At 38.3% G+C, this 14,862-nt stretch carries 10 protein-coding genes; 6 read left to right on the forward strand and 4 right to left on the reverse strand.

The annotated features are described in order from the left end of the window. Window positions 1-127: 127 nt before the first annotated feature. Complete coding sequence (locus QF042_RS15455) at window positions 128-691, reverse strand: MFS transporter (protein ID WP_307529923.1); 564 nt, start codon at window positions 689-691, stop codon at window positions 128-130. Between the two features lie 22 nt (window positions 692-713). Then, window positions 714-1,361, reverse strand: a complete 648-nt coding sequence (locus QF042_RS15460; protein WP_307529925.1) for an MFS transporter — start codon at window positions 1,359-1,361, stop codon at window positions 714-716. 170 nt (window positions 1,362-1,531) lie between these two features. On the opposite strand from QF042_RS15460, the gene QF042_RS15465 reads away from it, so the two are divergent. The 3 genes from QF042_RS15465 to aqpZ all read left to right on the forward strand — a co-directional run bounded on the left by QF042_RS15465 (window position 1,532) and on the right by aqpZ (window position 3,911). Beyond that, the gene (locus QF042_RS15465; protein WP_307529927.1) at window positions 1,532-1,975 is read left to right on the forward strand and encodes a MarR family winged helix-turn-helix transcriptional regulator; all 444 of its coding nucleotides are present in this window, start codon (window positions 1,532-1,534) and stop codon (window positions 1,973-1,975) included. Between the two features lie 46 nt (window positions 1,976-2,021). Further along, the gene (locus QF042_RS15470) at window positions 2,022-2,858 is read left to right on the forward strand and encodes an MBL fold metallo-hydrolase (protein WP_307529929.1); all 837 of its coding nucleotides are present in this window, start codon (window positions 2,022-2,024) and stop codon (window positions 2,856-2,858) included. Window positions 2,859-3,203: 345 nt separating this feature from the next. Beyond that, complete coding sequence (aqpZ, locus tag QF042_RS15475) at window positions 3,204-3,911, forward strand: aquaporin Z (protein ID WP_307529931.1); 708 nt, start codon at window positions 3,204-3,206, stop codon at window positions 3,909-3,911. 71 nt (window positions 3,912-3,982) lie between these two features. On the opposite strand, the gene QF042_RS15480 is transcribed toward aqpZ, so the two are convergent. Next, complete coding sequence (locus tag QF042_RS15480) at window positions 3,983-4,495, reverse strand: glutathione peroxidase (RefSeq protein WP_057934336.1); 513 nt, start codon at window positions 4,493-4,495, stop codon at window positions 3,983-3,985. Between the two features lie 572 nt (window positions 4,496-5,067). Between QF042_RS15480 and topA the strand changes: the two genes are divergently transcribed. Next, window positions 5,068-7,629 (forward strand): type I DNA topoisomerase, encoded by a 2,562-nt coding sequence (gene topA / locus QF042_RS15485; RefSeq protein ID WP_307529934.1) that lies wholly within the window; start codon window positions 5,068-5,070, stop codon window positions 7,627-7,629. Window positions 7,630-7,841: 212 nt separating this feature from the next. Next, on the forward strand, window positions 7,842-8,237 hold the full coding sequence (locus QF042_RS15490; protein ID WP_307529936.1) for a hypothetical protein: 396 nt from the start codon (window positions 7,842-7,844) through the stop codon (window positions 8,235-8,237). Window positions 8,238-8,315: 78 nt separating this feature from the next. On the opposite strand, the gene QF042_RS15495 is transcribed toward QF042_RS15490, so the two are convergent. Continuing rightward, window positions 8,316-8,831, reverse strand: coding sequence for a nuclear transport factor 2 family protein (locus tag QF042_RS15495; RefSeq protein WP_307529938.1), 516 nt, complete (start codon window positions 8,829-8,831; stop codon window positions 8,316-8,318). A 133-nt stretch (window positions 8,832-8,964) separates the two neighbouring features. Here QF042_RS15495 and QF042_RS15500 point away from each other — a divergent pair, with 133 nt between their 5' ends. After that, window positions 8,965-14,556, forward strand: coding sequence for an alpha-2-macroglobulin (locus QF042_RS15500; RefSeq protein ID WP_307529940.1), 5,592 nt, complete (start codon window positions 8,965-8,967; stop codon window positions 14,554-14,556). The last annotated feature ends 306 nt before the right edge of the window (window positions 14,557-14,862 follow it).

Genomic DNA, 14,862 nt, shown 5'->3' on the forward strand with positions numbered 1-14,862 from the left:
GGAAAAATATTTACACCAAGCCTTAATGCCCTTAACTTCTTAATGATAAGATATTGCGAACGGTTTTTAACCATTAAGGAATTAAGAGCATTAAGAAAATTAACCCTAAAACCTTAATATATTGTTTCTAATTTCCGAATAGTGAAAATTTATTTTTCAGTTGATTGCGTCGGTTTTCATTATAAACGAATGCGGCAACAATTAACAATCCTGCAACACCTTCAAAGGCAACCACCAATTGCGTACCAAAAAGATGCGCCAGGTAACCCATTAACAAACTGCCGATTGGCAACACCCCCTGGTAAGCCATGATATAGTAACTTAAAGTCCTGCCCCTCATTACATCATCGGCATGGGTTTGCAGATAAGTATTGATAGATGAGGTTTGCGCCATTAAACCTAAAGCGGCTAAACCCGTACAAATTAACGCCAGAATAAGTGATGGCGATATAGCCAGCGCAACAACCGAAATAGCCAACAAAATACCCGACATCATTACAATTTTCTGCAGATTCTGAGCCACCTTTAAGGTAGCCATATAAATGGCCCCAAAGAAGGCTCCAAATCCTGCGGCGCTTTCAAACCAGCCAAATGTAGTGGCATTTCCATTAAAAATATCTTTGGCAAAAACAGGTAGCAAAGTAGTAAAAGGGATGACCAATAAACTCGATGCAGCCATCATCAATACCATAGAGGCCAGATCTGGCGATGATTTAAGATAATCGTAACCCTTTTTTCAGGTCAATCCAGATATTTTCTTTCGATTTTTGATGTGCAGCGAGTTTAAGTTTCATCATTACCATACAACCTAATACCGCAATAAAGCTTACAAAATTGATCAGAAAACAAATATCTTCACCTAAGGTACTTAAAATTACACCTGCCAACGCCGGCCCGATGAGTCTGGCTGCGTTAAACATGGAAGAGTTGAGCGCAATGGCATTTGGTAAATCTTCTTTATCATCAATTAAATTTACCATTAACGATTGGCGGGCGGTAACATCAAAAGCATTTACCAAACCCTGAACCAGCGAAAGCGCTGCAATCCAGAACATATCGTATACTTTAAACCAGATCATCAAAGCCAGGGCACCAGCCTGCAGCATCAGGATCACCTGGGTAATGACCAATATTTTATATTTATTATGCCTGTCTACATAACTCCCTGCATATGGTGCCAGCACCAGCGAAGGAATTAAACTTAAAAAAGTAATCAATCCCAATAGAAAAGCTGATCCCGTTAAACGGTAAACCAACCAGCTAATGGCTACACGCTGCATCCATGTACCAATTAATGAAATAGCCTGACCTGTAAAAAATAACCTGTAATTGTAATGCCTTAACGAACGAAAAATACTCATATTTAAAATAGTAAAGTAACTTTACAAAAGTAAAAATTTTCACTCAAACAATAAAACAAAAACCATCCATTTTTATCACATTACAATCATAATTTAAACAAAATGGAAAAATAATCTAGTTTATCTATAAAATTAAAAGCTTATATTTGTAAAGTTTATTTACCATAAAGATGTCTACTCAAACACAAGAGATTGCCGCAAAGTTAAGAAGCACCGTTACCCGCTTAACCAGACAGTTACGCAAGCAGAATGTAAGTTCAGACTTTAGTAACGCTGAACTATTAACAATGTCGCTACTCGAACAACACGGCAAAATGCTATCTACAGAGCTGGCAGACCTGGAAAGAGTATCTAAACAAGCTATTTCGCAGATCATTAACCGCCTGTTCGATGCTAAATGCGTGGAGCGCTTTCCAAGTGAAGAAGATAAACGAAAGGTTTTTATCGGCTTAACTAAACTTGGCGAAAAACACATTATTGCCAGTAGAAAAATAAAAGAAGAATGGTTAGTACAAACCATGGAAAAAATCTTTTCTTCAGAAGAAATCAACCTGATTCAGGCTTTCCTGCCCCTGCTTTCGCGTTTAGTAGAACACAACGGTGTAAGAGTATAGTTTTCCTTTTTCCTTAGCCAAATAAGCCTTATCTTGCAGGCTGAAAATGGCACTATATTTTACATCAATCAATTCGGGCAGTAATGGCAATTGTTACTATGTAGGTAATGACAATGAAGCTGTTTTGGTTGATATTGGTCTAACCTGTAAAGAGGTTGAAACACGAATGAACCGTTTGGGTTTACCTATAAGTAAGGTAAAGGCAATTTTTATCTCGCACGAACATAGCGATCACATTAAAGGTTTAGCGGTTTTTGCAAAAAAACACAAACTTCCTGTGTACATCAGTACGGCCACCCTAAAAAGCAGTCGTCTTTTTTTAGATGAAAACAATACCTTTTCATTAAACCATCTACAAAACATCCAAATTGGCGATTTAAAAATCTCTGCTTTCTCTAAATTCCATGATGCTGCAGATCCGTATAGTTTTACTGTAGAATGCAATGATGTAAGAGTTGGCGTTTTTACGGATATCGGTGCCGTTTGCGATCGTTTAATCAGTCATTTTAAAAACTGCCATGCAGCGTTCTTAGAAGCCAACTACGACACTGAAATGTTAGAAAATGGAAGATACCCTTATTTTCTAAAAAGAAGGATCACGAGCGGACATGGCCACTTGAGCAATGCACAGGCACTGGAGCTTTTCACCAATCACAAACCCTCGTACATGAGTCATCTTTTATTGAGTCATCTATCAAAAGATAATAACGATCCTGAACTGGTTGAAAAACTATTTAAAAATGTTGCTGGTGATACCTTTGTTAAAGTAGCTTCAAGATACGAGGAGACCGCGCTCTATTACGTTAGCAATACGCAAAACACACCTGAAGTTTATCATTTCGATCCTAGTCTACACCAGCCAGCGCAACTTAACCTGTTTTAACATACTAAAGTCAAAAACAACCAACCCTGTTCTATCAATTGGGTTACAGTATGGCTTATTTTAAGCCATAAACTGCAATTGGCCTGGCAAAGCTATAATAACAGCAAATAATTTAATTTTTACGAAACTTTTTATTCCGACAGGCGTTTTATATAGACTTCATAAATAGTTTGTTTGGTTTATTGGGGGCTTATGGATTTAAGCCCCTTTCTCTTGTCTAAAACTTTTCAATTCATTCAGGCTAAAATCGCCAGCATCTATTCCATTTTATATTCTAAATTTTTAGTTATATTCGATAGGCAATCATCCGGATATAATATTTAAACCTTTTAAAATAATAATTATATGGAGACAAGTAAACTTTCTAAATTCAGTGCCGAGTTTCTAGGCACGCTCGTGTTGGTTTTAATGGGCTGTGGTAGCGCGGTTATAGCTGGCGCAAATGGCACAACCGGAGTAGGCTTATTAGGTATATCATTTGCCTTTGGTTTATCAGTTACCGCAATGGCTTATGCAATAGGGCACATTTCAGGCTGTCACATTAATCCGGCCATTTCTATCGGAATGGTAATAGCAGGTCGCATGAAAATTGGCGAAGCTGCCTATTATATTGTTGCGCAGGTATTAGGTGGCCTAGCAGGTGCATTTATTTTATTACAAATTGCCTCAGGAAAGGCAGAATATTCTTTAACGGCAAACGGGTTAGGGCAAAATGGTTTTGCAGCATTATCTCCACAGCATTACAGCTTACAGGCTGGTTTTATTGCAGAAATTGTACTCACCTTTATTTTCTTATTGGTTATTTTCGGCTCAACCTCTACGAAAAACATCAATGGGGGCTTTGCCGGACTAGCAATTGGTTTAAGTTTAACACTCATTCATATTGTAGGCATCCCGGTAACTGGCGTATCAGTAAATCCCGCCAGAAGTATTGGCCCTGCCCTATTGGTTGGCGGAGAAGCATTAAGCCAGGTTTGGCTCTTTATTGTAGCACCGATTATTGGTGCAGCACTAAGTGCCTTAGTTTGGAAAACTGTTCTGGAGAAAAACTAGACTTATGAAAAGAGTAATAGTTTAGGGTTTAGAGGTTAGTATTTAAACGCTAACCCCTAAACGCTAAACTTCTATAAGTTTTTAACAATCGCTTCGTCTGTAGGTTTTGTTTTAGAGCGGAAACGGTGTACCAATTCTCCTTTTTCGTTGATTAAGAATTTCTCAAAATTCCATTTAATATCGCCTTGCTCTTCAGTATTGGTCTGAGAAGTTAAATACTTAAACAAAGGACTGATATCATCACCTTTAACACTACTTTTCTCGGCAAGCAAAAACGAAACATTATACTTCCCGGTACAAAATTCTTTAATCTCTGCATTGGTAGAAAACTCCTGTCCACCAAAGTTACCCGCCGGAAAACCAATTAATACCACTTTTTTACCATATTGTTTCTGCAGTTTTTCTAAATCCTCGTACTGTGGGGTAAAACCACATTTAGAAGCTGTGTTAACAATTAAGATTTTTTTGCCTTTAAATTTCGATAGCTTAATTTCTTTACCATCAATGGTTTTAAAGCTGAAATCGTAAACATTTTTTGGTGGCGACACCAATAAGTTTAATAGGATTAAAATTGTGCTGATCATCTTTTTTTTTATTTTTATATACGAATATAGGCACAAATAGTTTTCGATGCCGTAATGTTGTTGTAAATTAAATGTATCAAATTAGGCATACAAACTAACTTATCATGATTTGGAAATGAAAATATGTATTTCATCGCTCAAATGAAGAGTCTTTTTTTGATTAAGAAATTGAAGGCAGTGGTTCTTGGCGGTTTACGGCCCCGCTATCACTTATAGTCCTCGCTGCGCTCCGGGCTATTCAGCTCTATCGGGTTTAATTAACAAAGTCTGTTGCTCTTTTGTACATTCAGCTTGGCACAACGCTATTAAAACACGCATAGCAGCACTAAGCAAGCCACCTAAACCCGACCGAAGCGGAAAACCCGCAGACCGAGGAACGAGGTTGAGGATTTGTAGCAAAGAGCGGGACAAAACCTTACCTATAAATTACTAATATTGCTTTCCAAAAAAAGATTAAAACCACATTAAAACCAATATATTTCCTCTGCATTTAATAAAAAAAATGTATTAAATTCTCCTCGGGTTTGGATTTATACTTTAATTATAGCTTTATTTGCACAAAAACGTATTTCATGGCCAAAAATTTATTAATCGTCGAGTCACCCGCAAAAGCTAAAACTATAGAAGGCTATTTAGGCAAAGATTTCCTGGTGAAATCTAGCTATGGCCATATCAGGGATTTAGTTAAGGGCGATATGGCGATTGATATCAAGAATAATTTTGCCCAAACTTACGAAGTGCCTGCCGACAAGAAAAACATTGTCGCCGAATTGAAAAAACTAGCTAAGGAAGCCGAAATGGTATGGCTAGCATCCGATGAGGACCGTGAGGGGGAAGCTATTTCGTGGCACTTATTCGAAACTTTAGGCCTAAAAGTGGAGAAAACAAAACGAATTGTTTTTCATGAAATTACCAAGCCAGCCATTTTAAAAGCAATTGAGAGTCCGCGTGGAATTGATTATAATCTGGTAAATGCCCAACAGGCACGCCGTGTATTAGATCGTTTGGTAGGTTTCGAACTTTCTCCGGTATTATGGAAAAAGGTAAAACCATCATTGTCTGCTGGCCGCGTACAATCAGTAGCCGTACGTTTAATTGTTGATAGAGAAAGGGAAGTTTTAAATTTTAATTCAGCTGCTGCCTATAAAATCACAGCTCAGTTTTCTACCGGCAAAGGAAAAGAAATCGTAAAAGCAGAATTACCACAACGTTTCGAAAATGAGGCTGATGCTGAAAAATTTCTACAAGACTGTGTAAATGCCAGGTTCGACATTACCAGTTTAGAAACAAGGCCGGCAAAACGTAATCCTGCTGCCCCGTTCACCACCTCAACCTTACAACAAGAAGCTTCCAGAAAATTAGGTTTTTCGGTAGCCAGGACTATGCAGGTTGCACAAAGACTGTACGAAGCAGGTAAGATTACCTACATGAGAACAGACTCTGTAAACTTATCAGAAACTGCATTAAATGCAGCTGCTGCTGAAATTAAATCTGCTTACGGCGATAAATATCACCAACATCGCGTTTATAAAACAAAATCGGCTGGTGCGCAAGAAGCTCACGAAGCCATCCGCCCGACATATTTCGACAGGCATACTGTAGATGGAGATATTTCAGAAAAACGTTTATATGATTTAATCTGGAAACGTTCTATTGCATCACAAATGAGTGAAGCTTTGTTCGAAAAAACTACTGCACAGATTACTGCTTCTACCCGCAAAGAGCATTTAGTTGCCGAAGGTGAAGTATTAAAATTCGATGGTTTCTTAAAAGTTTATCTGGAATCTACTGATGATGAAGAAAACGAAGAAAAAGAAGGGGGTGCCATTTTACCTCCTTTAGCCAAAGGACAAGAATTATTTTTGAAAGAAATGCAGGCGACAGAACGTTATTCACGTCCGCCGGCAAGATATACTGAGGCCAGTTTAGTTAAGAAATTAGAAGAACTGGGCATTGGCCGCCCGTCTACTTATGCACCAACCATTTCTACCGTACAAAACCGTGGTTATGTGGTTAAAGAAGATAGAGATGGTAAACAACGTAAGTTTACTTCTATCATTTTAGCTGATGGACAAGTAAAAAAAGAAATAAAATCAGAAATTACAGGTGCGGAGAAACAGAAACTCTTTCCTACTGATATAGGTGAAGTAGTAAACGATTTCCTGGTAGAACATTTCAAAGGTATCGTCGATTTTAACTTCACCGCTAAAGTAGAAAAAGAATTTGATGAAATTGCCCAGGGTTTACAAGAGTGGACTAAAATGCTGCACTCGTTCTATAGTCCTTTTCATAGTGAAGTAGAAACTACTTTAGAAACCGCTGAACGTGCTACAGGCGAGCGTTTATTGGGTTTAGATCCGGCAACTGGTAAAAATGTATACACCAAGGTTGGTAAATTTGGACCATTGGTTCAAATCGGAGAACTTGATGAAGAAGAAAAACCTCGCTATGCTAGCTTAATGCGCACACAATCTGTTGCAACCATTACTTTAGATGATGCGTTAGAGCTGTTTAAATTACCTTTCCAACTTCCTGATTTTGAAGGCAAAGAAGTAATGATTGGGGTTGGCCGTTTTGGACCTTACGTAAAATGGGGCGATAGTTTTATTTCGCTTCCTAAAAACGAAGACCCTTTATCGGTTACTTATGATAGAGCAGTTGAAATCATCAAACAGAAAATGGATGATGATGCACCAATTGCACACTACGAAGGTTTAGGCGTAACAAAAGGCAAAGGCCGTTTTGGTCCGTTTATTAAATGGAACGATCTATTTATCAATATTCCTGCTAAAGGATACGATTTCGATAACTTATCACAAGAAGATATTAATACCTTAATTGGCAAAAAAGTAGAAAAAGAAGCCAACCGTTTTATTAAAACCTGGGATGCTGAAAAAATATCTATCGAAAATGGCCGCTGGGGACCATTTATCCGTTTTGGTAAACTGATGCTCAAACTAAGGAATAACGAGGCTACCAAGCAAAAATATACACCAGAAGAATTGGTTGATATTGATTTAGAAGTGGTTAAAAAAATGATTGTTGAGCAGGTGCCTAACGCTTTCGAAACGAAGAAAAAAGCTCCGGCAAAGAAAAAAGCACCAGCTAAAAAGGCTGTAGCGAAGAAAAAATAGGCCAGGATTAGCCAGGATTAAAGGATTTTTGGATTGCCAAGATAAATTGGATAAAATTAAATTGTAAGTATTGTCATCCTGAGCCTGTCGAAGGAGATTTATTATTTTATTTCGACGAGATCAGGTGATAACATTGATTAGAGATAAAATAGTTTAGGATTAGACGGATATTCAATAATTCTATCATTCACTCATTCAATAATTTTAAAAAATTGAAAGCAGATTTACCAGAAAATATAGTCGAAGATATTGCAATGGCCGTGGTATTGATGGGCGAAACACCAGAAGTAACAAGCTGGACGGTTTATCTTGTCAACTTAAAAAATGAGCCAATAACCAATGTTTTAATCAGCTCTAAAGGTTATGGTGAAAAGGATGGTAAACAAGTCAAAACTTCAATTTTGCGACACATGGTTGGCGACATGGAGGCCAATTCTTTTGCAGGAGTAGAAGCTATCGATCCTGAAGTTTTTGGCTTAACTAACGAATACTGGCTAAGCTATTACATTGGTAGTACCATTTATGATAAGAAATTTATTTTTCTGCCTGAAAGCATCATCGATTCTAATCTGATTAAAATTCCATTAGTAAACAGACCTGGGGGGTGATGATAAAATAGTCCGGAGTCGTTAGTCTGGAGTCAGGAGTCTTAACTAACGACTTAGGACTCCAGACTAAGGACTAACCTAAGGCACCTTAACCGCTTGTCTGCCAAGCAATTTCCAGCCTGACTTTTCTTTGCTCCAGATTAAAAGAATATACAACTTCACATTTCCAGGAACATTTTTATCATTGGTTTTGGCATTTAGCGTATGACGCACCAAAGCTGTTTTGTTCTGAATAACAACAGTCTGATCAGTTAAATTAATATCTACAAAATCCGATTCGCCCGAAAGTAATGAGTGCATAAACTCTTGTTTGGTTTGTACTTTTCCACTCGAATGCCCATAACTCAAATTGTTAAGTAACAACTTGTCTAAGCCTAAGCTATCAGGATTAATCATTAGGCTAATAAGTTTGTTTACAGCATCATTAACTTCTTTTTCTGCATTTGTCTTTTGTGCAAAACAAAAATTGGCTGTAATTAACAGGCTCGAAAAAATCAAGAGTTTCTTTATCATATCTGGTTGTATTGAGGTTGATGCTGTAAACTTATCCAAAACCATGCAAAGGAACAAACCATAAACGTTAATTTTCAACATAATTTATTTTAACGTGAATTTTAGTTTATTTTCGGATGGAATATACCATTGGTAGTGACAAAGGATAATTGCAGCACATCTATTGATTTTTACCGCAACATTATATTCCCATTTATCTTAACGAATTTCAAACATGGAACAACCATCTACCTACCAGTCATCCTCCAAAAAGAAATTTTTCTTCATCGGATTACTTGCTGTTTCCATAGCAGCAATTGTATTTATCTATTTTAATAGAAAGAAAAAAAATCATGAAGAAAATCAGGCTTATGCAAAATATATCGAAGCTTATACCTCTGGAACCATTTCTAAAAAGAGTTTTATTAGAGTTCACCTGGCCAATGCGGCAACAGGTATGCAGGATCTAGGCAAAGCAGATTCGCGCGAACTTTTCGACTTCTCTCCTTCTATCTCGGGCAAAACCTATTGGATTGATCCACAAACTGTAGAATTTAGACCTGATGAGAACCTTAAACCCGGCAAAAACTACGAAGCTACATTCAAACTTGCAGAAGTTTCTGCCACAGAAAAAGGTCTGGAAGATTTCGATTTTGAATTTAAAGTGATTACGCCAGGGATCATACTTTCTCAAAACGGATTGGTTTCGCAAAATAATACCGCTTTAGATTACATGAAATTAACTGGTGAAGTGGCTACTGCTGATGTAGAAGAAACGAGCAAAATAGAGAAAACAGTTTCATTGGATTTTGATCAAAAGCTAAAAATCAAATGGGAGCACGATCCGGCAAAAAACACCTCAAAATTCACGATCGACAGTATAAAAAAGACCGGAAACGACCAAAATTTAAAAATAGATTGGGATGGCGATGCTATTGATGCAGAACAAAAAGGTGAAGTAGAAATCCGTGTTCCATCCATAAATAAATTTGAAATTCTGGACATGAAAGCCATTCAAGGCGAAGAGGATTATGCGTTGGTACAATTTTCTGAACCAATTGGCGTGGGTCAGGACTTAACAGGCATGATCACGCTTGGTAACCTGAGCGATTTGAGATACACCATTGATGCCAGTCAGGTTAAAGTTTATGCCGCAGAAGAGCTTAAGGGTAATTATGCGCTAAATGTAAATGCTGGGGTCGAGAATATTAATGCAAAAAAACTGGCTAACGGCAAAATGGCCAATCTTGTTTTTGAAGATAAATTACCAGCAGTTACCATTGCAGGTAATGGTACCATTTTACCCAATTCGGGAAAACTTGTTTTACCTTTCGAAGCTATTAATTTAAAAGCAGTTGATGTAACCGTAATCAAAATTTACGAAAACAACATTCCTCAGTTTTTTCAAACCAACAGCTACAAAGATGGAAACGAACTGCGCAGGGTGGCAAAGCCCATTTTGCAAAAAACAGTGCGTTTAGATGAGGATAAAGCGCTCAATCTCCATAAAAAGAACCGCTTTACGCTCGATCTTGATAAGATGATCCATACCGAACCAGGTGCAATGTACAGGGTTACCATTGCTTTCAGACAAGAATACAATGCTTACAATTGCAAAACCGGAGAAGAAAAAGTTGGTGATGGTGAAGAAGAAAATGAATATGGAGAATATGAAGGTTATGGCGAAAAAATAGATGAAGATGATGACTTTTGGCAGCGGTACAACAATTATTACCCACAAAATTATAAATGGAGTGATAAAGACAATCCATGCACGCCTTCATTTTACACCAACCAACGCTGGGCCAGTAGAAACCTAATTGCTTCGAACATTGGTTTGGTGGCCAAACGCGGCAACGACAACAGCATGCTCATTGTTGCTACTGATTTATTAACCGCAAAACCATTAAGTGGGGTAAACCTGGAATTAATGGATTACCAGAAACAGATCATTTTCACCACTAAAACCGATGGTGATGGTTTTGCAAGGTTTGATCTGAAAAGACAACCTTTTCTATTGATTGCCAAAAATGGTTCAGAACGTGGATACCTTAAATTGGACGATGGAAGCTCACTTCCATTAAGCAGGTTTGATGTGGGCGGCGATGTTGTTCAAAGTGGTTTAAAAGGCTTTATTTATGGAGAACGTGGCGTTTGGCGACCAGGCGACAGTTTATTTGTTTCTTTCGTTCTGGAAGACAAACTCAAAAAACTTCCGGCCAATTATCCGGTAACGATGGAATTCTATAATCCAAAAGGTCAGCTTTACAAAAGATTGATTAATGGCAAGCCTTTAAATGGATTCTATACCTTTAAAACCGCTACTGAAAGTACTGCTCCTACGGGTAACTGGATGGCGAAAGTTAAAGCGGGTGGTGCCACATTCACCAAAACCTTAAAAATCGAAACCGTTATGCCAAACCGTTTGAAAATTGATTTCAACGTGGGCAATAAAACATATTTAAGCGCAGGAACATCTGCCGCTACCCTATCGGCTAAATGGCTATTCGGTGCAGTTGCACAGAATTTAAAAGCAAAGGTTGATGTAAACTTAAACACCACCGAAACTAAATTTAAGGGCTTTGAAGGTTTTAGTTTCGATAATCCTACGGTTAACTTCGAATCGCAGGTTAAAACCATTTTCGAAGGTACATTAAACCAGAATGGTACGGCTCAGATCAATACCAATTTAAATGAGAACAATACCGCTCCAGGCGTATTAAGAGCAAATTTTACGACTAAAGTTTTCGAACCGGGAGGTAATTTCAGTATCGATAATTTCAGCATTCCTTACCACGTATACAGCAGTTATTTAGGTATCCGTCCGGAAAAGGGTGATCGTTTAAGCGGTATGCTAGTTACTGGGAAAGAGCATAAAATCGAAATTGTAAATGTAAATACCGACGGAAAACTTTTAAGCGGTACCAAAACCGTGCAGGTAGAATTATATAAAACACAATGGCGCTGGTGGTGGGAACAGGATGACCAGTATACCTATGCCAACTTTACCCAAAACCAATACAACAAACTAGTTGAAAGTCATCAGGTAAACTTATTCAACGGAAAAGGAAGCTGGAATTTACGTGTTGATGAACCAGAGTGGGGCCGTTATTTAATTTTGGTGCGCGATGTAAATGGTGGGCATGTTACAGGAAAATCGGTTTACGTAGATTGGCCAGGCTGGGCACAGCGCGAACAAGGCAGCAATCCAACAGAGGCCTCTATGTTATCTTTCACAGCCAACAAAGAGAAATTCACCGTTGGAGAAGACATCACGTTAACCATCCCAACAGGAAAAAACGGAAGAGCATTAATTTCTATTGAAAATGGAAGTCGCGTATTAAAAACCTTCTGGGTAGATACCAAAGCCGGACAAACGCAATTTAAGTTTAAGGCGGAGAAAGAAATGGCACCTAATGTTTTTGCCAACATTACTTTATTACAACCTCATGCACAAACGGTTAATGATTTACCGATCAGGATGTATGGTGCTATTCCACTCTCGGTAGAAGATCCGCAAACCATTTTAAAACCGACCATTAAAATGGCCGATAAAATTAAACCAGAAACCGAAAACACCATCACTGTGGGCGAACAGAATGGCAAAGCAATGACCTATACCATTGCCCTTGTAGATGAAGGTTTGCTGGACTTAACCCGATTTAAAACACCAGATCCACATGGCGCATTTTATGCCCGCGAAGGTTTAGGCGTAAAAACATGGGATTTGTTTGATTATGTGTTAGGTGCGTGGGGAGGAAATTTAGAACGTATTTTAAGCATTGGTGGTGATGGTAGCATCAACAAGAATTTAAATCCTGCAAAAGCAAACCGTTTTAAAGCGGTGGTTAAATTTATGGGACCATTTACTATTGGCAAAGGCGAAAGTAAAACACATAAATTTAAATTACCACAGTACATTGGTGCAGTAAGAGCTATGGTAGTTGCCGGACAAGATGCGGCCTACGGATTTGCAGAAAAATCAGTTCAGGTTAAAAAACCATTAATGGTTTTGGCTACTTTACCAAGGGTTATCGGTCCGGGAGAAAGTTTTACCTTACCAGTAACTGTTTTTGCAACAGAAAATAACCTTAAAAATGTATCTGTACAACTCCAGGCAAGTAATTTAATTGTTCAGGGCAGTAACAAACAACAACTTTACTACAAACAAACAGGCGAACAAATGACCTATTTTGAAGTTAAAGCGCCAAACACAGTGGGTATTGCCAAAGTAAAAGTGATTGCACAAAGTGGAGCTGAAAAAACTGTTTACGATGTGGAAATGGATATCAGAAATCCAAACCCATATATCACCAATGTGGTATCAGCAACTGTTCAGCCGCATACCAAATGGGCGGTAAACTATTTGCCCATCGGTATGACGGGAACAAATTCTGGTTCATTAGAGGTCTCTTCTATCCCTGCAATCAATCTTGGTAAAAGATTAGGGTACCTCATTCAATATCCACATGGCTGTATCGAGCAGACTACTTCAGGTATATTCCCTCAACTATTTTTAGATAGATTAAGTCCGTTGAATGAACAACAAAAAGCAAAAACAGAGAAAAACATTAAAGCTGGAATAAACCGAATTAAAGGCTTCCAGACTACAGATGGTGGTTTATCTTACTGGCCTGGAGAAGGTACTTCTGACGAATGGGGAAGCAACTATGCCGGTCATTTCCTGGTTGAAGCTCAAAATGCTGGTTATACCCTTCCCGTTGGGCTTTTGGATGAGTTGTTGCGCTATCAAAAATCAAAAGCGGCAAACTGGGCGCCAAACAGCAACAATTTTTACGGTGGCGATTTATCTCAAGCATACCGCTTATATATGCTGGCACTGGCTAAAAAACCAGAAATGGCAGCCATGAACCGTTTAAAAGCTTTTGAATACTTATCAATCGCTGCAAAATGGCGCTTGGCAGCTGCCTATAAACTGGCAGGGCAAAATGATGTTGCACAAAATATGATCAGAGGTTTAGATACATCCATTCAGGCTTACAAACAATTAGGTGGAACTTATGGTTCTGATGTTCGTGATGAAGCCATGATTTTAGAAACCCTGACCCTACTCGGTCAGAAAGCGAAAGCCGCAAGTTTATTACAGCCTTTAGCTGCCAAGCTAGGCGAAAACACCTGGTACAGCACCCAAACAACCGCTTACAGTTTGCTGGCTATCGCTAAATTCTGTGGTTCAAATCAATCGGCAAACAAACTGCAATATCAGTATGTACTGGATGGAAAATCAGCACCTGTAAGCTCAAGCCAATACATCAACAGTACGCCTGTAAACTTTAAAGGAAATGCGGCTTCGGTTACCAATAATGGCAATAATGTATTGTTTGTTCGGTTGGTTTTAGAAGGGCAGCCAATTGCTGGTCAGAACAATTTCTTACCCAACCGACCTGAGGTTTTGGATATGAGCGTGAGCTACAAACGTTTAAACGGTAAAGTTCTAGATCCGACAACTTTAAAACAGGGAACAGATTTTTATGCTGAGGTAACAGTAAAAAATCCTGGCAGAATGGGTTACTACGAACAAATGGCATTAACGCAGATTTTCCCTTCAGGATGGGAAATCATTAATACCCGCGTGAACGATAACCAAAGTATTTTAGCGTCTTCTCCGTTTACCTATCAGGATATCAGAGATGATCGTGTTTTCACCTATTTTAATGTAAGGGAAGGCGAAACTCTGGTTTATAAAGTATTGCTAAATGCATCTTACCTCGGTAAATACTATTTATCAGCCGTTCAATGTGAAGCGATGTACAACAATGATATTTCGGCAACTGAAGCTGGTAAGTGGGTACAAGTGGTGAAGTAGGATTACATCTAATGTTATAGTATCAGCCAGATCATTAGAGTACTAAAAAAAACGAGGGTAAAATTAAATATATTTTACCCTCGTTTGAATTACGAGTGTAAATTTTAATCTTGTTCAAATCATGAGTGTAAATTTTCATTACTAAGGCCTCGGTTCGTGTCTCCACGAACCGAAACTTGAAAAACTACAGCTAGTCCCTGCTTATCTCCATAAACCGAAATTTAATAACGATGGATAATTATTTGAAGCCAGGAGAAAGAATTACATTGAAATCGGAAAAATTTATTTTTGGACAGCTACCATTAA

Source organism: Pedobacter sp. W3I1 (assembly GCF_030816015.1).
Classification (GTDB): Bacteria; Bacteroidota; Bacteroidia; order Sphingobacteriales; family Sphingobacteriaceae; genus Pedobacter.

Excerpts from the sequence above, each read along its gene's own strand:
- QF042_RS15455 (WP_307529923.1), bottom strand. The coding sequence starts at position 691 with ATGGTATTGATGATGGCTGCATCGAGTTTATTGGTCATCCCTTTTACT.
- QF042_RS15460 (WP_307529925.1), bottom strand. The coding sequence starts at position 1,361 with ATGAGTATTTTTCGTTCGTTAAGGCATTACAATTACAGGTTATTTTTT.
- QF042_RS15465 (WP_307529927.1), top strand. The coding sequence starts at position 1,532 with ATGTCTACTCAAACACAAGAGATTGCCGCAAAGTTAAGAAGCACCGTT.
- QF042_RS15470 (WP_307529929.1), top strand. The coding sequence starts at position 2,022 with ATGGCACTATATTTTACATCAATCAATTCGGGCAGTAATGGCAATTGT.
- aqpZ (WP_307529931.1), top strand. The coding sequence starts at position 3,204 with ATGGAGACAAGTAAACTTTCTAAATTCAGTGCCGAGTTTCTAGGCACG.
- QF042_RS15480 (WP_057934336.1), bottom strand. The coding sequence starts at position 4,495 with ATGATCAGCACAATTTTAATCCTATTAAACTTATTGGTGTCGCCACCA.
- topA (WP_307529934.1), top strand. The coding sequence starts at position 5,068 with ATGGCCAAAAATTTATTAATCGTCGAGTCACCCGCAAAAGCTAAAACT.
- QF042_RS15495 (WP_307529938.1), bottom strand. The coding sequence starts at position 8,831 with ATGTTGAAAATTAACGTTTATGGTTTGTTCCTTTGCATGGTTTTGGAT.
- QF042_RS15500 (WP_307529940.1), top strand. The coding sequence starts at position 8,965 with ATGGAACAACCATCTACCTACCAGTCATCCTCCAAAAAGAAATTTTTC.